Consider the following 22035-nt stretch of genomic DNA (forward strand, 5'->3'; position numbering starts at 1 on the left):
TAGCTTAACTCGTCAGCAGTCTTACCTGCTAAAATAGACTGCCTGATTAATATTCCGTCAATTATATGGCGCTAGAAGACCATACTCCCATGATGCAGCAGTACTTGCGCATCAAATCGCAGCATAATGACAAACTACTTTTTTATCGCATGGGAGATTTTTATGAGCTGTTCTTTGAGGATGCTGAGAAAGCAGCCCAGTTGCTCGATATCACACTGACACAGCGTGGAGCATCCGCAGGTGAGCCCATCAAGATGGCCGGAGTGCCCTATCATGCTGCTGATCAATATCTGGCGAAACTCGTCAAACTAGGTGAATCGGTTGCCATTTGCGAGCAAGTCGGTGACCCGACTACTACCAAAGGGCTAGTAGAGCGTAAGGTAACACGTATCATCACGCCCGGCACACTGACCGATGCCGCTTTGCTAGAAGACAAACGTGACTGTATCGTGTTAGCACTAGCTTCACATAAATCGACGTTAGGGTTAGCATGGCTCAATTTGGCTGCTGGCCAGCTGCGAATGCTGGAAACTTCCCCGACTAGTCTGATGAGTGAACTAGAGCGCTTACAACCTGCCGAAATTCTTTTACCTGAATCGTTGGATGTGTCGTTAGCACTTGCTGAATCAAATAACGCCAAACAACTGCCTGCCTGGCAATTCGATTACAACAGCGCTGTTCGTAGCCTTACCAAGCTATTTAGTACTCATGATCTTGCTGGTTTTGGCTGTGATGATTTGCATGCGGCACTGCAGGCTGCTGGAGCGCTGCTCGAATATGTGCGCCTCACCCAGGGAACTGATATCACGCATATCAAAACAATACAGGTTGAACGTGAAGGAACCTACATTCGTATGGATGCTGCTACCCGCCGCAATCTGGAAATTTCTGAAACTTTACGCGGAGCAACTTCACCCACCTTGATGTCGTTACTGGATACTTGCTCAACCAGTATGGGTAGCCGGCTGTTACGACACTGGCTGCATCATCCACTACGAGACTACCCAATCCTTCAGCATCGGCTTGACAGCGTCTCTCGGTTGATGGAAACAGCCGGGATAGCAGCAGCACCTTATGCTGGCATCAAGGAGCATCTTAAGCGCATTGTCGATATCGAACGCATTACAGCGCGCATTGCACTCAAATCAGCCCGGCCACGTGATCTTTCCGGCCTGCGGGATAGCCTGATCGCTCTGCCTGAAATCGTAGCCATGGCAACCAATACTACCAGTAAACACCTTGCCCTGCTGGCACAAGCCATGATACCGGATAGCGCTCTGGTAGAACTTTTGCAGCAGGCATTATTCCCCGAACCGAGCGTGCTGTTACGCGAAGGAGGAGTCATCGCTGATGGCTACGATGCTGAATTGGATGAATTACGTGCCTTACAAAATAACTGTGGCGAATTTCTGCTGCAACTGGAAGCGCGTGAAAAAACACGCACGGGCATTCCTAATCTCAAAGTGGAATATAACAGGGTCCACGGTTTTTATATCGAAATCACACATGTATATAGCGACAAAATTCCATCCGACTATCGTAGAAGGCAAACTTTGAAAAATGCCGAGCGCTATGTCACACCAGAGTTACAGGCTTTTGAAAACAGGGCGCTAGCAGCCAGGGATCATGCGCTTGCCAGAGAAAAATTTTTATATGATGCGTTGCTGGAAGAACTCAATACCTATACCAGGCATTTACAAAACATAGCGCAGAGCGTGGCAGAAATAGATGTACTGGGTACCTTTGCAGAGCGCGCTCAATCACTTAACTATACCGCACCAGTCTTTACTGAAGAAGCGATCATAGAAATTCAAGCTGGCCGTCACCCTGTAGTGGAAAGTCAGGTCAATCATTATATTGCCAATGATGTGCGTCTTGGATTATGTGACACTGGCAGGCGACAAATGCTTGTCATCACAGGTCCCAATATGGGTGGAAAATCCACTTATATGCGGCAAACGGCTTTAATAGCACTACTTGCTCACTGCGGCAGTTTTGTACCTGCAGAAAGCGCACGTATTGGACCGATCGATCAGATCTTTACCCGCATTGGCGCATCGGATGATCTGGCCGGTGGAAGATCCACCTTTATGGTCGAAATGACCGAAATAGCCAATATCCTCCGCAATGCTACTAACCAGAGCTTGGTCTTGGTCGATGAAATCGGGCGAGGAACCTCTACCTTTGATGGTTTGGCCCTGGCCTTTGCCATTGCTCGCTACCTACTGACTAAAAACCAGAGCTATACATTATTTGCGACACACTATTTCGAACTGACCAGATTGGTAGAAGAATTCGAACAAGCTATCAATGTTCATCTGGGAGCTGTTGAATACAAACAACACATTGTCTTTTTGCACACGATTAACGAAGGACCTGCCAGTCAGAGCTACGGTCTGCATGTAGCAGCACTGGCAGGTGTACCTGCCCCAGTAATTAAGGCAGCCAAAAAAATCTTGACCAAACTAGAACAGGAAAATGTTAACAAGAACCCACAACTTGATTTGTTTTCAGAACCATCCGATCCAACTATTCAATTTTCTGAAACATTACACCCCATTTTTAGTCATTTAAGTAAGCTCGTACCTGATGAATTAAGCCCCAAGGAAGCACTTGAACATCTCTATACATTAAAATCGATGTTAAATAAAGACTGAACGTTTTAACCTGAAAGTCTTTAGGTTTTATCAGTGCTCATGGTGACCATGCGGCCCATGTACATGACCATGCGAAAGTTCATCAGGAGTAGCAGCGCGCACATCCATTACGATACACACAAATTGCAAAGCCATTCCAGCGAGCGGATGATTACCATCAACGACAACGATATCGTCGGTGACATCGGTAACCGTATAAATCATCACATCATCGGAATTCTCTTCCCCACCTTCGAACTGCATTCCTATCTCAACAGTATCTGGAAAAGCACTGCGAGGTTCTATGCGAATCAATTCACTGTCATATTCTCCAAAAGTCTCTTCCGGCTCCATTGCCAAGGAGAGATGATATCCCGCTTCCTTTCCTTGTAGCGCCTCTTCTACAATCGGGAACATTCCCCCGTAACCACCGTGTAGATAACTTATCGGTGTAGTGGATTCTTCTACAATTTCACCGTCTAAATTAGACAATTTATAATATTGCAGCGATACCACGGTATCCTTTTCTATACGCATTTTTTTCTCACCTATATTGATTCTCATTGATAATGGAGTACACAAGCACAAAAAAGTTTTTAGTACACTCCCACGATTGGTCAAACTAAGTTGATCCACCTAAGACTGCAACGGTAATGGTTACAATTCCCAGTATAAGATTAATTCCAATTAATAAGCGAATTTGCCCTAATGCTATCCCTGCAGATGGCCATTCATCTCTGGCAATATGATAGTTGAGTTTCTTGAATGCCGAGAAAAATACATAAATAAAAATCAGCATCATCAGTAGGCCTAGCGCAAACATGAGGTGAATATACAGGCCTACAGCCATAAATCCTCCCATTTGCATTACCATATAAAGGCCACTAGCCAGAATGAGTCCTACCGATAAAAAAACCCATGGAAAAAACCGGCTAAAGACGCCTTGCCAAAGCTTCAATCGCATAGAAGGCTCAAGCAGCTGCGCAGCAGTCGGACGTAAAGCCATATAAGCAAAAAACATCCCCCCCACCCAAATGACCACACCCAGCAAATGCAAAAATAACGGTATTCTCATGCGAGTCCTTTTCTAGAAAAGAGTAATCAGAAATTGACAGGCCCCACCATCAACGCACGCACAGGAGCAAAGCTGCGGCGATGGATTTTGGATATGCCATGGTGCTGTAATGCTTCCAAGTGAGCTTTTGTAGGATACCCCTTATGCTGATTTAGGCCATAAACCGGAAAATGTTTGTGTAATCGCAGCATTTCAGCATCACGTGCTGTCTTAGCCAATATCGAGGCCGCCGAAATTTCAGCAACTAGACTATCACCTTTAATGATCGCCCTGGTAGGGCAATTCAGTCGTGGCGATTGATTTCCATCGACCAAAACGATGGTGGGAATCAGCGATAATTTTTCAACAGCTCGTTGCATGGCGAGCAAACTGGCTTGCAGAATATTCAGACGATCGATTTCGGCAACAGAAGCAGAAGCAATCGCCCATGCTTTCGCACGACGCTTGATGAGACCGGCAAGGTAAGTACGTTTTCTCTCACTCAATTTTTTAGAATCAGCCAATCCTTCAATATTGCAATCTGGACCCAAAATGACACATGCAGCATAAACCGGCCCAGCAAGCGGTCCCCTGCCAGCTTCATCTACTCCACCAACCCAATCAGTTTCATGCATTGGCTTATCAACAAGCTATCTATCAGTGCAGAACAACAAAGAAATAAAAAAACCTGCAAACAAGTTAAGTAGCTTCTATATATTTCTTGCTGTACACATTAATTCTGCCTCAGTCACAAGCTGATCATCTACCTCTGCCCGTGCTGAATATTTCCAGACACCTTTTATCTGCCTAGTAATTTCAACTTTCAACACAAGTTGGTCGCCAGCCATGACTGGTTTCTTAAAACGTACCCCATCAATCCCCACAAAATAATAAACCTGTTCATCATTTTTCGCAGCGTTCTCTGTTTTAAGTGTCAATAATGCAGCTGCCTGCGCCAAAGCTTCGACGATTAAAACACCTGGCATAACAGGATGATGCGGAAAATGTCCAATAAAATAAGGTTCATTGATCGACACATTTTTCAGTGCGATGATCCGTTCGCCTGGTTCATAAGATACAACTCGATCAACCAGGATGAAAGGATAGCGATGAGGCAAATACTTTAAAATTTCATAAATGTCCATGGCATTCATTCTTATCTCCCTTTTTTAGCCTGGATGGTAAAGAGTTATTTGTATAATAGGCCGCTTAATGCCGCCCTAGGATGCGTATTAATGGAAGAAATAGGTGTAGCCTATTTTCCGGTTACTTGCTCCTGCTCGGCAAGTGCCTTGATAACCTGATTCGTGATATCGATTCGCTGGCTGCGATAGATTGAATCCTGTAACTGCAAGATCAGATCATAGCCTTCATTTTCCGCTATGTTTTTAATGACTTTATTGACGCGTTCCAAAATAAAACTATATTCTTCGTTTTGACGCATAGTTAAATCTTCCCGCATCTGTTGCTGGGCACGTTGATATTGGCGACTGATGTTCGCCAGCTCACGTTCCTTATTTCGTCTCTCTTCTATTATGATGCTTTTATCATTCTTCTCTAAATATTCCTGCAATTCTTTGATCTCAGCAGCCATTTTCTTGATGCGCTCATCATAAACCAGAAATTCTTTTTCTATTTTTTTTTGCGCTACGACAGCTTGTGCTGATTCTCGCAAGATTTTCTCGGTATTCACCACACCAATCTTGATCTCTCTCGCAAAGATAGCGGAAGAGCTGCCTAAGAGAAAAACCAGCATAATTAGGCTGATCAGCCACAACAGCCTTAAAGGTTTTCCGTTCAATTGCTTCTCCTGATAAACCAATCTGGAGTTAGAATGTTTGCCCCAGCTGAAACTGGAATCTTTGTATATCATCACCTTTATGGGCATTTAATGGTTGTGCGATACTAAATCTCAATGGACCCATCGGTGAAATCCATGTCACAGCCAGTCCGGTAGAATAGCGCAAAAAATTAAAGTCTAAGTCGGACCAATTTGTAAAAACATTACCGCCATCCAGAAAAGCAGCAAGCCGTACAGTCTTTTCATCTTTCATAAAAGGGGCGGGAAACAATACTTCTATTTTACCGACGACGCGCTTACTTCCCCCTACTACTGTTCCCCGTCTACCAGGTATGGGATTACCATTCGCGTCCAAAATAGGATCACGAGGACCCAGTGAATTAATGTTGTAGCCACGCACCGAATTAAAGCCACCTGCGAAGAAATTTTTAAAGAACGGTAACGATTCACCCGAATAACCATCCCCTACACCAATCTCCCCATTGAGCATAATAGTAAATAGTCTGGAAACAGGAAAAAACCATTTTTGTTCATAGCTTACCTTGTAATACTTCAGCTCGGCAAAGGGCATACTATATTCCCCGAATAATCGATGTGTCGTTCCCGAGGTCGTCCATATCGCGCTATCACGGCGATCACGAGCCCAACTAAGCGTGACTGGAAGACTAGTTGTCACCTCACCGTGCCCCTTTATTCCTTTTTCTGCGTTACCTTCTACAAAATCTTTATAACGCTGAGGGCTGTTGGCTTTGAGATCAATTCCCGTACGTTCAGCACCTAAGCCAAGCGAAACAATATCGTTTTCTGCAATCGGGATACCAAAACGTAACGTTGCCCCGGCGGTATCTGTACTAAAAATTCCCACACTGGGTAAGGATTTTGTATTAATGTCTCGTCTGAAAATGTCGAACCCTAGACTAATTCCATTAATCGTCCAATAAGGATTGTTAAAAGAAGCTGAGAATACCTTGTTGACACTCCCGGTATTAACCGAGACGCTTAGAAAATTCCCAGTACCGAAAATATTATTCTGAGAAACAGAGCCATTTAAAATAATACCTTCCAAATCTGAGTAACCTGCCCCGAACATGATTGCACCCGTCGGCTTCTCGGTCACACTGACATTGATATCGACCTGATCAGGCGCATCTGGCACCGGGGGAGTTTCTACATTGACGCTCTGGAAAAAATCTGTTCGGTCAACGCGTTGCTTGGAGAGGTTGATTTTACTGGTTGAATGCCACGCCCCTTCCATCTGACGAAACTCCCGCCGAATGACTTCGTCTCGGGTACGGTCATTGCCACTAATATTGATACGTCTGACATAAACCCGGCGTCCTGGATCGACATAGAAAGTAAAGGCAGTTTTCCTGCTTTCCTTATCTAACTCTGGTGAGGCGTTGACATTGGCGAATGCGTAACCCTCATCACCCAATCGGTCAGTAATGAGTTTGATGGATTCTGTTAATTTTTCCCGATTGAAAACACCCCCCGGCTCGAGTTTAATCAGTTTGCGTAAATCTTCTTCCGGTATCAAGAGATTTCCAGCAAGCTTGATATCTGAAACCGTGTATTGCGGCCCTTCCGTGATATTAATGGTAATGTAGATATCCTTCAAATCAGGCGTGATGGAAACCTGGGTAGAATCGATATTAAACTCAAGATAACCACGGTCGAGATAGTAGGATCGCAACGTTTCCAGATCGGCAGATAATTTTTGTTTCGAATATTGATCATCTTTGGTGAACCAAGTCAAAAGCCCTGGTGTTCTCAGCACAAGCAGGCCTACCAAATCACTATCACTAAAAACTTCATTACCTACAATATTGATCTGACGGATTCTGGTCGTTTTACCTTCTTCAATATCAAAGTTAATCCCTACACGATTACGCTCCAATGGGGTCGTTGTCGTAGTAATCTTAACAGCGTACTTGCCGCGACTGATGTATTGGCGTTTTAACTCTTGCTCGGCTTTCTCCAACAAGGCGCGACTAAAGATACGTGATTCAGACAATCCTGCCTGTTTTAAGCCCTCTTTCAGCTTGTCTTTTTCAAACTCCTTGGCGCCGTTGATATTAATCTGGGCAATAGCTGGACGCTCCTGGATTTGTACAATCAATAATCCATCTTGCGCTTTTAATTTTACATCCTGAAAAAAGCCAGTTGCATAAAGTGTTTTTATTGCGGCAGCGGCTTTAGTTTCGTCTAGAATATCACCTACTTTTATAGGTAAATAACTAAACACCGTTCCTGCTTCAGTACGCTGTATCCCGTCAACACGAATATCCTTTACAACGAATGGTTCAATTGCTTCACAAACAAGCGAATAGAACAAGCAATAAAGTATGACGAGACACTTGAATTTCATGCTTAACCAGAAATAAGCCGATAGATATCATTGTAAATAGCAAAAACCATGAGGGTAAATAATACCGCCATTCCAATCTGTTGGCCTATGGCCATGGCTTTTTCAGACAACGGAGCACCCTTGAAAATTTCGATCACATAATACATTAGGTGTCCCCCATCCAATACAGGAATAGGTAATAGATTCAATACCCCAAGGCTCACGCTGATCAAAGCAAGGAATCCAAGATAAGCAATCATCCCCATTTTAGCTGATTGCCCAGCATAATCTGCGATTGTGATAGGGCCGCTCATATTCTTCCACGAAACTTCACCCAGCACCATTTTTCCCAGCATTCGTAGGGTAAAGAAGGTCACTTCCCAGGTTTTGTCGAGCGCTTTCAGCAATGCTGTTCCAGCAGGATAACTTACATTAACCAGCAGCTTGGCTATCGCTTCCTGATCAATCTTAGGTGCAACTCCAATTTTTCCGATCTCTGTATTACCATCGATCGCCTTATCCGGTGTTATAGGAATATCCATTGTCTTGCCATCTCGCAAGATTTCCAAAGTAAGCGGCTGTCCTGGCTTGGCGCGGATCTCTTTAACAAGTTCTTCCCAATTCGAAATATCTTTATTGTTTACTGCAAGAACCTCATCTCCGACATGCAATCCGGCACGATAACCAGCTCCGCTAGTAATCACCTGACCGATAATAGGTGCCATGATCGGCTGATAATTTACCAAACCAATTTTTTCCAGGAAATTTGCATCCACATCACCAGTATCCACGCTACTTAAATCTAATTTCCGCCAGAAAATTTCTCCACGATCATTAGCTGTTTCCACCGTTACCTCAGGATCACGGTCGATTGCATGGGTTAATAATATCCAACGAACATCCTGCCAAGTCGCAACAGGTTCATTTCCAATCTTTACAATGGTTTCTCCTTCCTTAAAAGCTGAAAAGGCGGCAGGTGTCGATGGCTTTACCGGGCCCAGTAGAGGTTTCAGTCCACTCACTCCTGACATAAAAAGAAACCAATAGAGGAGAATTGCTAACAGAAAATTAGCGATCGGTCCTGCAGCCACAATTGCAAAACGCTTTGCGACAGATTGGCGGTTAAATGCACGCGGTAACTCTTGGGGTAAAACCTCTCCCTCATGCTCATCCAGCATTTTGACATATCCCCCCAAGGGAAGCGCTGCAATTACCCACTCGGTTTGATCTTTACCTAAGCGCTTTTTAAATAATGGCTGGCCAAAACCAATTGAGAAACGCAAAACTTTGACACCGCTCCAGCGTGCAACTAGATAGTGACCAAACTCATGAAAAGTAATTAATACACCAAGCGCAACAACAAAAGCGAGAATCGTAAAAAGTAGTGACATATCAATTAAATATAATGACAACAATAAGTTTCTAAATACTCAGGAGGGAAAAGCGTACTATACCTCGTCAATTACTCATCGTTTTTATTTTCTGACAAAAAATCACTCTAACCCTAAGTCTGGTATGCCAACCATTCTCGTGCAACTTCTCGTGCCATCGAATCGGCTGCCAGCACATCATCCAATGTAGCAATCTCTGTTCGACTGATCGTCTGCAAAGCCTGCTCGATCATGACTGGAATCGCAGTAAATGCCATTTGACCAGCAAGAAAAGACTCGACGGCAACTTCGTTGGCAGCATTGAGCACTGCTGGCATGTTGCCACCTGCAGACAATGCGTCATAGGCAAGTCTCAAACAAGGGAAACGTGCAAAATTGGGTGCTTCAAAATTTAATTGTGCGATTTCAAATATATCCAATGACTTTACACCGCTTTCCATTCGCTCAGGATAGCTTAGTGCATGTGCAATTGGAGTGCGCATATCAGGATTACCCAGTTGCGCCAGAACTGAACCGTCAATATACTCGACCATGGAATGAATGACGCTTTCTGGATGAATAACAACCTGAATTTTGTCTGACGCAGCATCGAATAACCAATGTGCCTCAATTACTTCCAGGCCTTTATTCATCATCGTAGCAGAATCCACCGAAATCTTCCTTCCCATGACCCAGTTAGGATGTGCACAGGCTTGCTCCGGTGTGACATGATCTAGATCTGACAAGGCTAACCGTCGAAAGGGTCCTCCTGATGCCGTTAGCAAGATACGGCGAACACCTGATGAAGTGAGGTCTCCATTAAAATGTCTCGGCAATGACTGGTAGATGGCATTATGCTCACTATCAATCGGCAACAGGATGGCGCGACACTGTTTTACTATGTCCATAAATATACGACCTGCCATCACAAGCGTTTCTTTATTAGCCAATAAAACATTCTTACCCGAGTGTGCTGCAGCTATCGTCGGGCGGATGCCCGCAGCACCAACAATTGCTGCCATGACAGTATCTACTTCAGGTAAGGAAGCTACCCTTTCCAGCGATTCAATTCCTGCCAATACCTGCGTATCAATACTAGCAGTTCTTAATTTTTTATCCAATTGTTCAGCGCTGATTGCATCTAGCATGACTGCATAGCGGGGGTGAAAACGCTGACATTGCGCAAAAATTTTGTTTACATTTTCATTAGCAGTGAGCGCAACAACGCGGAATCGGTCAGAATGACGCGCCACTACATCCAACGTATTTTCACCAATACTTCCCGTAGATCCAAGTATGGTCAGGTGACGAATTACTGTCATAGGTCTAATGAATAAAAATGAGAAATACCAATACGGCGATTGGCAAAGTTGAAGTGAGTGCGTCAATTCGATCGAGTATACCACCGTGACCAGGCAAAATATTGCCGCTGTCTTTAACACCAGCCTGCCGCTTCATCATCGACTCGAATAAATCACCTATAATTCCCAATCCAGCTAACACCAAGGATAATAAAATTAATCCGATTACCAAGATATTGTCCCCTTTTCCTATAAATTGCCCCCATACTAACGCATAACAAAAAACAACTACCAAGGCTCCAGCTACACCTTCCCAAGTTTTACCTGGACTAATGTCTGGGGCGAGTTTATGTTTACCAAACGAGCGACCAACAAAATAGGCGGCACTGTCTGATACCCAGATCACCCCCATGGATCCAAGCAGTAACCAGGGATCGATAGCTCGCAATTGATATAAAGCTAGGCAAGTTGGTAAGAGTATTAGCCAGCCCATTAACATTAATAAGTTTGTACTTTTAACCGGGCATGATCTCCTTAATAAAATTGGCACAATACCCCCCCAGAATATACAGGACATCACATAGATCCATATCATGCTAGTATTGTTCGGATTGCTTGCAACCGCTTCACTCATCATTAGCAGCAGCTCCCCTCCTAACAATGTAGTCAAAATTAAATAGAGTATGGTTTGATTGGTTGTAAATCTGGCTAATCTGCACCATTCTCTGGATGCAACAATAGTCAGCCCTAGAAGCAACATTGCCCAAAATATCGCTGGCAAATAAAATAAAGCTGGTATAAAAAAAGCTATCAGAATAATAGCCGTAAGGATTCGCGTTTTAAGCATAAGCGGGTTACATCCCGCTGCAATAGAAAATAAAGAAACTAGAATTTTTTCTTGGCAGCAATTTTGGTTATTCCTTTTTCAACAGGCATATTTTGCAACTGCTCACTGATTCGACCGAACCGACGCTCTCGTTGTTGATAAGATTTTATCGCCAGATCAAGCGCATGCGCATCAAAGTCTGGCCAAAGTGTATCAGTAAAATATAATTCCGCGTAGGCTAATTGCCACAGCAAAAAATTACTGATACGACATTCCCCACCAGTCCGAATAAATAAATCTGGGTCAGGTGCATAATTCATCGCAAAATACTTGGCAAGATCCGCTTCTTCAAAATTTCCCATTAAATTTGGTGAATGGATCATCATTTTCTGGACAGCCTGCATGATATCCCAACGCCCCCCATAATTTGCTGCAACCGTAAATATCAAGCGAGTATTATTGGCAGTTAATTCTTCGCCCTGACGAATGAACGCTACAGTTCTAGCATCAAATTTGGATAGATCACCTATGACCTTGAAGCGGATGCCATTTTCATTCAGTTTGGCCACTTCATGCTCAAGTGTATTAACAAAAAGTTGCATCAGGAATGTGACCTCTTCCTCAGGCCTGCGCCAGTTCTCACTACTAAAAGCGAAGAGCGTGAGAAACTCCACCCCCTGTTCAATACACGCTTTAATGATACCCCTTACAGCTTCTACGCCTTGTCTGTGCCCAGTAACTCTCGGTAAAAAGCGCTTTTTTGCCCAGCGTCCATTACCATCCATAATGATGGCGATATGTCTGGGAATTATACTTTTTTCTGGAATTTGGTGAGTTGAGCTCAGGCTCTGTGGCATATACTTACACAGCCATCAATTCGGCTTCTTTGGCTTGTAATAATTTATCCACTTCAGCGATATAGCGATCAGTGAGCTTCTGGATCTCTTCCTGACCTCGTCGATCATCATCCTCAGAGATTTGTTTTTCTTTGAGTAATTCTTTCATTTGAGCATTTGCATCTCGACGAATATTACGCATTGCTACTCGAGCAGCTTCAGCCTCATTCTTTACAACCTTGGTAAGTTCACGACGCCGCTCTTCAGTCAGCAGTGGCATGGGTACACGTATCATTTCACCCACCGTCATAGGATTCAACCCTAACTCAGATTCACGAATGGCTTTTTCAATAGCATTTAGCATTTTTTTATCCCAAGGCACCACGCCAATGGTACGCGCATCCGGTAAACTAATGTTAGCGACTTGATTAATAGGTGTCGGGGTTCCATAGTAATCAACCATAATATGGTCTAATAGACCAGTATGAGCACGACCGCTCCGAACCTTACTAAAATCAGTTTTAAGTGCTTCCAGACTCTTCTGCATTTTTTGCTCAGCAGATTTTTTTACATCAGCGATCATAAATTAATCGTCCTAATTTTAATCATTAATTACTCACCGAAGTTCCTTCATCTTCCCCCATAAGTATTCGCATAAGCGCACCAGATTTAAAGATACTAAAAACATTAATTGGTAGTTTCTGGTCGCGACAGAGTGTCAGGGCTGTAGCGTCCATGACTTGCAGATTTTTAGTAATCGCCTCATCAAAGGATAAATGATGATAGCGCGTCGCATTGGAATTTATTTTCGGGTCACTGGAATAAATACCATCTACCTTAGTTGCTTTAAGTACAATATCAGCATTTACCTCCATGCCACGCAAAGCAGCAGCAGTATCGGTGGTAAAAAAAGGATTACCCGTACCCGCAGCAAATATCACTACTTTCCCCTCTTCTAAATACCGTATTGCTTTATTGCGTATATAGGGTTCCACCACCTGATCAATTCGTAACGCAGATTGCACTCGTGATATTAAACTTTTCCTTCGCATCGCATCCTGCAAGGCCAGAGCATTCATTACGGTAGCCAACATGCCCATATAATCCGCAGTCACCCGATCCATCCCGTCACCGGCAGATTTCATGCCACGAAAGATATTCCCACCTCCTACAACTATTGCTATTTCAACACCAAGCTGGCATGCTCCTGCAATTTCAGTCACGATATGCTCTACCACATCGCGATTAATCCCATACTTATCATCGCCCATCAGGGCTTCACCAGAAAGTTTCAGCAGAATACGTTTATAAGCAGATGACATAAGCTGAAAGGAAGGAATTGCTACTATGCTTTATTCTCTTTTGATTGGCTAACTTGCGCCATAACTTCAGCAGCAAAATCGTCAGACCTCTTCTCTATTCCCTCGCCAACCACGAAAAGAGTAAAGCCATTAGCCGTGGCAGATTTACTAGCAAGCAATTTCTCGACTGTTTGCTCCGAATCCTTAACAAAAGGCTGACCTAGTAAGGTCACCTCAGCTAAATATTTCGCTATCCGTCCTTCCACCATTTTCTCGATAATATTGGCCGGCTTTCCACTCTCTGCAGCCTGTGCTGTAAAAATCTGACGTTCATGTTCCAGCAAGTCTGGTGATATTTGATCGCCAGAAACACATAGCGGCTTACTTGCTGCAATATGCATTGCCAAATCTTTACCTAGCGCTTCATCTCCGCCGGTGTAATCGATCATTACACCAATTTTTGATCCGTGCAGGTAAATCGCAAGATTGCCCTTTGCCGTGTAACAAACATTTCGTCTAATACTGATATTTTCTCCAAGCTTCATCACTAAAGCCTGGCGGGATGCCTCAACAGTTTCTCCATTAGGGAGCGTCATAGTAGAAAGCGCTCCTATCTCAGTCACATTTTTTGTTGCAATCAACTGCGCTAAACTTTTTGCAAAATTGACGAAATCGTCATTTTTTGCGACAAAATCAGTCTCACAGTTAATTTCCACTAATGCGCCATTTTTTCTATCTGCCGAAATAAAAGCCCCAATAACACCTTCAGCAGCGATACGTCCAGAGGCCTTACTTGCCTTGGCACCACTTTTGATTCGCAACAGATCTTCCGCTGCTTTCATATCACCGCTCGTTTCTGCCAAGGCTTTTTTACACTCCATCATACCCAAGCCTGTTCGCTCACGTAATTCTTTTACCATACTCGCGGTAATTTCCGCCATATTTACTCCAAGTACTAAAAACTTAATTATTGATTAATAAAGACGAAATAAAAGAGGAAGATAATGATTTTATTCATTTATCACTTTTTTTATTTTATAACAGAATCGAAAATGAACATCTGCTTCAAATTCTGTTTCTGCTCCAATCACTATCTTTCTACATTTCTAGCTAAATTCAATCAACTTTCAGCGCTAGAATTACTCATTTCGATAATTTCCTGGATAGATTGATTGCGCCCTTCCAAAATAGCATCAGCTGCTGCGCGCGCATAAAGACGTATAGCTTGGCCTGAATCATCATTACCTGGAATAACATACTGGACGCCAGTTGGGCTATGATTAGTATCGACAACACCCACAACAGGAATACCCAATTTGGTTGCCTCAGTGATTGTACCTTTCTGATATCCAACATCAATAACAAACATTGCATCAGGCAGTCCTTTCATCTCCTTGATGCCACCTAAGCTGTTATTGAGTTTATCGAGTTCACGCTGAAAATCGAGCGCCTCTTTTTTGACTAGCTTTTCAAGCAAACTATCCTGCACCATTGCCTCCATATCTTGGAGACGCTTGATCGATTGTTTGATTGTTTTAAAATTGGTTAACATCCCACCTAACCACCGCTGATTGACATAGGGAGAACCACAACGTGTTGCTTCCTCACGAATGATATCGCGTGCCTGGCGTTTTGTTCCAACAAACAAGATAGTGCCACCGTTTGCAGAAAGTCTGCGCAAATATTTCATCGCATCCTCAAACATTACCAAGGTTTTTTCAAGATTGATAATGTGAATCTTATTTCTCTGCCCAAAAATATACGGAGACATTTTGGGGTTCCAGAAGCGGGTCTGATGTCCAAAATGCACACCAGCCTCTAACATTTGACGCATATTTACTGACATAAAATTTCCTTTAGGGTTAAACCGCCACTCGTCTCCAGCTATTCTGCTTACTAAGCACCCTACAATGACGAGTGTGTGTATTTATTAACATTAACTATATTGATTGCAATCAGACTTCACTCTATATTTTTGAGAGTCTTGTCACGGAGGCGATTATAACACGCTCTAGCCTACTCTCAAGAAAAGCTGTTTAACCAAAAACATTGCTTGTGGGGCAAATAAATTCTGAATTACAAGGAATTACAAAACCACACCATCAATCTGGGAAGCTACAAATTTTGCGACCCAAGCGATAAATATCGTTTAATCTGACGTGCTTGTTGTTAATCGTAATAATTCCTTCTTCTTGCAATCTGGACAATGAACGGCTAACCGTTTCAAGCTTGAGCCCCAGATAGCTGCCGATCTCTTCTCGCGTCATTCTAAGAATAAAATTTGTGGGTGAATATCCACGCTTGGCAAAACGTTCTGACAGATTAAGTAAAAAAGCAGCCAACCGTTCTTCAGCTTTTCTACCACCCATCAACATCATTATGGTGTGATCTTGAACAATTTCACGACTCATGATTTTATGAAAATGATGCATAAGCAAGGGAATACTACGGCTAATCTCTTCAAGTTTTGGAAAGGGAACTTCACAAACTTCGCTATCTTCTAAAGCAACGGTATCACAAGTGTGTTTTTCCGAGCTGATTGCATCTAGCCCCAATAACTCTCCCGTCATATAAAACCCAGTAACCTGCTGATGACCATCCGAGTCAAGTACGCAAGATTTAAAAAAACCATTGCGGACAGCATAAAGTGACTTGAAAGCTAATCCAGCATGAAACAAGTGCTCTCCACGTCGAATCCTGTACTTGTGATTAATCAAGTCACCCAGGAGCTCTGTTTCATCTTCATCAAGGCCCACTGGCAAACACAACTCTCGCAAACTACAAGTAGTACATTTCGATTCAACTGGGGATACAATGTAATTTCTGGCTCTTGCGTGATCAGACAAGACAAATTCCTGGTTAAATACGAATCGAGTCAACCTCAATTACTGCTTTAATCAATCAAAAAATGCCGCACAAGCAAACCATTCAGAAATCCTTATGCGGCATGGGGATAGCTCATAATGTGAGCAGGAATCTCTGCCACAGAAAAATAACAACTGGCAGCAATTTACTTAGTTGCGCTATTTTCCAATACATACTTCGCCAGATCTTCTACGGAATCACCCATAAGATTAGGGAAAGCTGGCATGCCAAAACCTTTTCCATTTCTCACTCTGTCAATAATTGCATCCACATTTGCCATTTCAGGACTCAGTGCCATTACTTTGCCATTTACAGGAGAATGGCATTTCGCACAAGCTTCCTTAAAAATAGTCTCAGGCGTTGCACCTGCCACTGGCATATATTTATCCCTCGAACAGCCACTCAATACGATTAGCGTACAACCTAATAACAATAAAGATAGTCTTTTCTTCATTCTTCTCTCCTATTAATCTCTTAGATAATTAAATATTTTATTATACTATTTATCATAGTAAGCACCCAACAACGCTTACCAACTTCGACAATTCAATTCTTCATGCCTAAAAATTAAACTATCTAAATCTCAAAAATGATTGAGGTATCAAATAGTACCTCAACTGTCCTGATCATGCTTAGCTTCCTGCTTATTATGCTATGGGCTAACTTGTTGCTCTGGTAATTTTGCGAGCGATTTCAAACCAAGATAAAGCGTTGCTGATGAAGCAGGACAGCGCCGATAGCTACAGTTATCATGATCAGGGCAACGATCAGACTCACTCCATCAATAGAGAACAGATCCCGCTCACCTGTCAGCACAGTTTTTCCTACCAGGAAATCTGCCACGCTGAGTAAAACAGCAATAGAATGAAGACGAATACCATTCTTTGTAAAGAATCGATATGAAGCCAGCGAATAAAAAGCTGGCAGACAAAAATAAGCCTTATAGTGCGCAATGATAAATAACTTTCATTTCAGACTATTCCCCTACATGCGCAAATGAATGGCATGAAAACAATAAGTAGCAAATTCATTAGAAAGCCACTTTCTTTTTGGGTAATGAAGTAAAAGAAATCACTTCATCGGGGATTAGCATTAGCAAATCATCCTTGTCTCAATTTATTTTGGAATGAATATTGATACCTCTGACTGGTATACGCCAAACTAGAGCTGTTAATATGATCGCTAGTAAAATTAGCATCAATTTAAGCCAATATGATGACACGATCAGGATAGAACTACCAAATGACAAAGCCATTATAAGATACACCCAACGTTTGGTCTGCCGTGATATGCTCCGATACTTGCACCACTCGTAAATGAGGGGACCTGTAATTCGATTATTGAGTAAAAAATCGTGAAAACGCTCTGAGCTGCGTGCAAAACACGCCGCTGCCAGCAAGATAAACGGTGTAGTTGGAAGGACAGGCAAGAAAATACCCAATATACCCATCAGTAATGCTAGGATACCGACCCCAAAATAAAGCCAACGCATAAAAAGAGAATGATGCAGGCGCAGGATATGCGCCCCATCTCCGTTCTGATTTGCTTGTTCGTTTAATTGCATTTGTATGAATAAATTGGATTACAAAATTTCAAAAACAGAATGCCATTAATAAGGCACAATATGAACTGAAATAAATTATTGTACACCCTCATATACGAAACTGCATGGATCGCAATCACGGATAAGTCATAGCAAGTATAATACTCGTTGCTGTTTGATAAAAGGCAATACATTTTTTGATTTTTCTTTTGAGGTCTTCATGTTTAGAACAAAAATTTCATTGAGTTTGAGCTTTTTTCTGTTAAGTTTAATACTGTTGCCGCTGAGCGCTGTTGCCTACAAAGAACACGCCTCAGAGCCGCATGCTGCCACGTCCGAAGTCACTGAATTGCAGAAAATCGATGTCAAAGTAGGTGCGGGAGATGAAGCTGTGGTAGGTAAAACGGTGCGCGTTCACTACACGGGGTGGCTTTACGATGCTGCGGCTCCTGATAAAAAAGGAAAAAAATTCGATAGCTCACATGACCGAAAGGAGCCCTTTTCATTCTTACTGGGTTCAGGACGTGTCATCAAAGGCTGGGATCAAGGGGTACTGGGGATGAAAGTTGGCGGACAGCGCACATTGATCATTCCACCCAATATGGCTTATGGCGCGCACGGCGCTGGCAATGTGATACCACCGAATGCAACGCTGATTTTCGATGTTGAATTGATTGGCTTGCAATAACAGAAAATCCAGCCAAGTAACGCAGGTAAGATAATCACCTGCACCTAGTAACATAGTTGCTTAACTTGCGTTACCCGCTTCCTGCAGGTTCGTTTCTGGAGGTACGATTGCATGGGAAATTCTTCAACTTCTCCTGTAGCAGCACGTCGTTTCGTGACGCGCAAGTACCTCGTTGTAAGCGTCGGTGCTGTCATACTGGCCATAGCTTTGTTTGGATTGCTTGGCTATTATTGGTTGCCCAGTTATGCAAAAACCAGGATTGAAGTTACCTTATCCGAGAAGCTAAATCGGTTAGTTACCATTCAATCCATCGACATTCAGCCCTATACGCTAGAATTTACCGTACTGGGCTTCCGGGTAGCGGAAAAAGCCAATACTGGCAACATTCTGTTTACTTTCGATCGTTTGTATGTTGATCTAAGCATCGAATCGATCAGGCACCTTGCACCCGTTGTCAGCACGGTGACTTTAACAGCGCCCAGACTACACCTCGTCCGTGAGGACAAGCATCGTTTCAATATTTCCGATCTGATCGAGCAATTCAAACCACAGCCCGGCAACTCAGCGGATGATGCACAAGGCAAATCGCACTTTTCCATCAGCAACATCAGCATTTATGGAGGAGCCGTAGTGTTTGAGGATCGGCTCAAAAAAAGCCAGCAGAATATTGACGAAATCAAACTGGGCATCCCATTTATCGCTAACTTTAAAAGCGCACAAACCAATCTGGTTGAACCACATCTCAGTGCCAGGATCAATGGCGCTCCATTTGCACTCGAAGGCAAGTTGCGTCCGTTTACTAACAAGCGTGAAGCAACGCTCTCGCTTAAGTTTAATGATATTGATCTGACTGATATCGATGAATATTCACCCATTCCGGTCGGTTTCCGCCTGCTTTCTGGAAACCTTGACAGCGATTTATCATTAGCCTTTACGCAAGTAGTGGACAAAGCACCCACCATTAGCCTATCCGGTCGCGCTGCACTCAAGGAATTGACTATTGACAACGAAGCGGTTCAAGCACCGCATCAGGTAGCGTTGAAACGGCTCGATGTGACATTGCGGGAAACAGTGTTGACCGAGCCTCAACCCGTGCAAACAACGATATCGCTGGTGGACGCAAAACTCACGCGTCACGGTGAAACGGAACCTGTGATGCAACTGCCGAAACTGAATATCGATACAATCAAGATTGATCGTGCGCAACGGCATATTGAGCTAGGTGCGGTTATACTGAATGAGGCAAAGACATTGATACGCCGGCAAGCTGATGGTCAACTTGACCTAGCTCAACTATTTATATTCGTATCACCGTCCGAAAATACTGCTCCCGAAGCTACATTGTCATCAGCGCCCCGACCAATCCAAACTTCCGAATTCGTCATTCCTATTCCGGATAAAAAACCTGCCAATAGAACCGATGCATCCAGTGAATCAGAAAAAGTTGTTGCGCTTTCAACAAAAACGACTGTTCCCATTCCTAATCACAAGCCTGCTTATCCAACAAAAACTGGCATTGCAGAAACTAACATCGATCAAGGCAAGGTGACGACAGAATCGGCTACCACCCTTACGAACACAGAAACCAGCAAAGCTTGGACAACCCAAATCGGTCAAGTAAAACTGAACGCAGCATCGGTACGTTTCGAAGATCATACCCTGGCAAAAATAGTGCCAATGAATATTGATTCATTGAATTTGGTTATTAATAACATTGACCTGAGCGGCATCAAACCACTGGATCTGGTGTTGCAAGCAACAATTAATCATCGTGGCAGCATTGATACCAGAGGTACTCTTGCATGGGCTCCTCTGACAACTAATCTTGCCTTTGATTTCAAAGATGTTGATCTTGTACCTTTGCAGGGTTGGGCAAGTGACCGATTCAATACGCTTCTTAGTCAGGGCGATTTCTCTTTCCAGGGGAATATCAAGGCAAGTGGAGAACCACTCAAAATAGCCCTGAACGGTAAAGGACAGCTGACTAACTTCAATATACTTGATAAGAACAAGGCATCCAGGCTGCTTCGCTGGAAAAATATCGATCTGACGGGTGTTCAGTTTATTAGCGAACCACTGCGAGTCGACATTGCATCTGTTGATCTCACTGATTTTTATGCGCGTGTAACCTTATTACCGAATAAGCAACTTAATCTTCACAGTCTTGCCCGTCAAGAAGATCCCACTCCCATTCCTGCCTCCATTTCGACTGGATCAGTCAGTCAGACAGTTCCTGTTGTGCCTGCCGACAATGCACCCTTACCCGTTTATATCGATAAAATCGTTTTACGAAACGGCGATATCAATTTTGCGGATCAATTCATTAAACCTAATTACCGCGCTAATTTGACTAGACTCAAAGGGCAAATTGGGCCACTTCATCCAGATAAATCCGGAAAAATAGATATTCAGGGCTTGTTTGATCGATCTGCACCGCTGCATATCTCAGGCATGATTGACCCATTCAGTGGACAGCTCTCTCTCGATATCGTGTCAACCGTAACGGGGATCGATTTGCCAACGTTTAGCCCTTATTCTGGCAGATACATTGGTTATGTCATTGAGAAAGGTAAACTCTCGCTTGATGTCAATTATCATATTGAAAAAGGTGAATTGAAAGCGAAAAACAAAATCTTTTTGGATCAACTTGTTCTCGGTGACAAAACAGATAGCCCCGAGGCTGTGTCACTGCCGCTCCATCTTGCCATATCGCTTCTCAAGAATAGACATGGCGAAATAGACATTCGCCTGCCACTCAAGGGATCAATCAACGATCCCGAGTTCAGTTTGACAGGCATTATCTGGACAGCATTTGTAAATTTGATTACCAAAGCTGTCACTGCCCCATTTACTCTACTGGGTTCTTTGTTCAATGATGGAGAAGAGTTATCAGAAATCAATTTCCCATCAGGGTATGCCACACTTCAATCCGAAGCAGAAAAACGCCTCCAGACACTCTCAACCGCCTTGCTGGATCGTCCTGCGCTCAAGCTTGAAATAACCGGCTTTGCAGATCCAATCAACGACCAGGAAGAGCTCAAACGAGCATTACTCGATCGAAGAATCAAAGCGCAAAAGCTTTCAGCAAGTGTAAAAGAAGGGCAGACTATTGGCTCGCTGGAGGAAATCGAGCTGAATGAAAAAGAATACACTCAGTATCTCACTCGCGTTTACAAGGAAACTGATTTTAAGAAACCCAAAAATATTATCGGATTGACCAAAAGCTTACCAGTAGGAGAAATGGAACAACTGATCCTCGCTAACACAACGATCAGCGATGATGAACTGCATGAACTTGCAGAACAAAGAGCGAGCACCGTCCTCTATTGGCTGATTGAGCAAGGAGGTATTCCAAGCGAACGCGTATTTGTGCTGGGAACAAAGGTAGAGTCTACGAACGATGATCAGAAACAGAACAATCGAGTAGAATTTTCCATTAAGTAACGAACCCTAACTGTTTCTACTGT

At 43.3% G+C, this 22035-nt stretch carries 21 protein-coding genes; 3 read left to right on the forward strand and 18 right to left on the reverse strand.

The features are described from left to right. Nucleotides 1-89: 89 nt before the first annotated feature. Nucleotides 90-2657 carry a DNA mismatch repair protein MutS gene (gene mutS, locus R2Q26_RS00195; RefSeq protein ID WP_317534403.1) on the forward strand — a complete coding sequence of 856 codons (2568 nt, stop codon included), beginning with the start codon at nt 90-92 and terminating at the stop codon, nt 2655-2657. 30 nt (nt 2658-2687) lie between these two features. Here mutS and R2Q26_RS00200 read toward each other — a convergent pair whose 3' ends face one another. The 18 genes from R2Q26_RS00200 to R2Q26_RS00285 form a co-directional block, all read right to left on the reverse strand. Then, a complete protein-coding gene (locus R2Q26_RS00200; protein WP_317534404.1) occupies nt 2688-3173 on the reverse strand; it encodes a peptidylprolyl isomerase in 486 nt (161 codons plus the stop codon). An 85-nt stretch (nt 3174-3258) separates the two neighbouring features. Further along, nucleotides 3259-3711 carry a CopD family protein gene (locus tag R2Q26_RS00205; RefSeq protein WP_317534405.1) on the reverse strand — a complete coding sequence of 151 codons (453 nt, stop codon included), beginning with the start codon at nt 3709-3711 and terminating at the stop codon, nt 3259-3261. Between the two features lie 26 nt (nt 3712-3737). Beyond that, nucleotides 3738-4325 (reverse strand): ribonuclease HII, encoded by a 588-nt coding sequence (rnhB, locus tag R2Q26_RS00210; protein ID WP_317534406.1) that lies wholly within the window; start codon nt 4323-4325, stop codon nt 3738-3740. Between the two features lie 75 nt (nt 4326-4400). Next, entirely contained in the window at nt 4401-4844 is a 444-nt protein-coding gene (gene fabZ / locus R2Q26_RS00215; RefSeq protein ID WP_090568874.1) for a 3-hydroxyacyl-ACP dehydratase FabZ, read from the reverse strand. Nucleotides 4845-4945: 101 nt separating this feature from the next. Continuing rightward, nucleotides 4946-5491: an OmpH family outer membrane protein gene (locus tag R2Q26_RS00220; protein WP_317534407.1), complete on the reverse strand. Its 546-nt coding sequence runs from the start codon at nt 5489-5491 to the stop codon at nt 4946-4948. A gap of 28 nt (nt 5492-5519) precedes the next feature. Continuing rightward, the gene (bamA, locus tag R2Q26_RS00225; RefSeq protein ID WP_317534408.1) at nt 5520-7859 is read right to left on the reverse strand and encodes an outer membrane protein assembly factor BamA; all 2340 of its coding nucleotides are present in this window, start codon (nt 7857-7859) and stop codon (nt 5520-5522) included. 2 nt (nt 7860-7861) lie between these two features. Continuing rightward, complete coding sequence (rseP, locus tag R2Q26_RS00230) at nt 7862-9229, reverse strand: RIP metalloprotease RseP (protein ID WP_317534409.1); 1368 nt, start codon at nt 9227-9229, stop codon at nt 7862-7864. 113 nt (nt 9230-9342) lie between these two features. Continuing rightward, a complete protein-coding gene (gene ispC / locus R2Q26_RS00235; RefSeq protein ID WP_317534410.1) occupies nt 9343-10530 on the reverse strand; it encodes a 1-deoxy-D-xylulose-5-phosphate reductoisomerase in 1188 nt (395 codons plus the stop codon). A gap of 4 nt (nt 10531-10534) precedes the next feature. Beyond that, entirely contained in the window at nt 10535-11356 is an 822-nt protein-coding gene (locus tag R2Q26_RS00240; RefSeq protein WP_317534411.1) for a phosphatidate cytidylyltransferase, read from the reverse strand. A 38-nt stretch (nt 11357-11394) separates the two neighbouring features. After that, on the reverse strand, nt 11395-12192 hold the full coding sequence (locus tag R2Q26_RS00245; protein ID WP_317534412.1) for an isoprenyl transferase: 798 nt from the start codon (nt 12190-12192) through the stop codon (nt 11395-11397). Between the two features lie 4 nt (nt 12193-12196). After that, nucleotides 12197-12754, reverse strand: coding sequence for a ribosome recycling factor (gene frr, locus R2Q26_RS00250; protein WP_317534413.1), 558 nt, complete (start codon nt 12752-12754; stop codon nt 12197-12199). Nucleotides 12755-12779: 25 nt separating this feature from the next. Continuing rightward, nucleotides 12780-13493: a UMP kinase gene (gene pyrH / locus R2Q26_RS00255; protein WP_090568852.1), complete on the reverse strand. Its 714-nt coding sequence runs from the start codon at nt 13491-13493 to the stop codon at nt 12780-12782. A gap of 23 nt (nt 13494-13516) precedes the next feature. Next, complete coding sequence (gene tsf, locus R2Q26_RS00260) at nt 13517-14413, reverse strand: translation elongation factor Ts (RefSeq protein ID WP_090568849.1); 897 nt, start codon at nt 14411-14413, stop codon at nt 13517-13519. A 179-nt stretch (nt 14414-14592) separates the two neighbouring features. After that, nucleotides 14593-15318 carry a 30S ribosomal protein S2 gene (gene rpsB, locus R2Q26_RS00265; protein ID WP_317534414.1) on the reverse strand — a complete coding sequence of 242 codons (726 nt, stop codon included), beginning with the start codon at nt 15316-15318 and terminating at the stop codon, nt 14593-14595. A 256-nt stretch (nt 15319-15574) separates the two neighbouring features. Beyond that, nucleotides 15575-16318, reverse strand: a complete 744-nt coding sequence (fnr, locus tag R2Q26_RS00270; RefSeq protein WP_317534555.1) for a fumarate/nitrate reduction transcriptional regulator Fnr — start codon at nt 16316-16318, stop codon at nt 15575-15577. A 164-nt stretch (nt 16319-16482) separates the two neighbouring features. Continuing rightward, the gene (locus tag R2Q26_RS00275; RefSeq protein ID WP_317534415.1) at nt 16483-16791 is read right to left on the reverse strand and encodes a c-type cytochrome; all 309 of its coding nucleotides are present in this window, start codon (nt 16789-16791) and stop codon (nt 16483-16485) included. 239 nt (nt 16792-17030) lie between these two features. After that, nucleotides 17031-17153 (reverse strand): hypothetical protein, encoded by a 123-nt coding sequence (locus tag R2Q26_RS00280; RefSeq protein WP_317534416.1) that lies wholly within the window; start codon nt 17151-17153, stop codon nt 17031-17033. Between the two features lie 295 nt (nt 17154-17448). Then, nucleotides 17449-17901 carry a YbaN family protein gene (locus R2Q26_RS00285; RefSeq protein ID WP_317534417.1) on the reverse strand — a complete coding sequence of 151 codons (453 nt, stop codon included), beginning with the start codon at nt 17899-17901 and terminating at the stop codon, nt 17449-17451. 199 nt (nt 17902-18100) lie between these two features. On the opposite strand from R2Q26_RS00285, the gene R2Q26_RS00290 reads away from it, so the two are divergent. Further along, complete coding sequence (locus R2Q26_RS00290; protein ID WP_317534418.1) at nt 18101-18568, forward strand: FKBP-type peptidyl-prolyl cis-trans isomerase; 468 nt, start codon at nt 18101-18103, stop codon at nt 18566-18568. Between the two features lie 111 nt (nt 18569-18679). Then, nucleotides 18680-22012, forward strand: a complete 3333-nt coding sequence (locus R2Q26_RS00295) for a DUF748 domain-containing protein (RefSeq protein WP_317534419.1) — start codon at nt 18680-18682, stop codon at nt 22010-22012. Nucleotides 22013-22035: the final 23 nt, after the last annotated feature.

The sequence above is a fragment of the Nitrosomonas sp. Is37 genome (assembly GCF_033063275.1).
Taxonomy (GTDB): Bacteria; Pseudomonadota; Gammaproteobacteria; order Burkholderiales; family Nitrosomonadaceae; genus Nitrosomonas.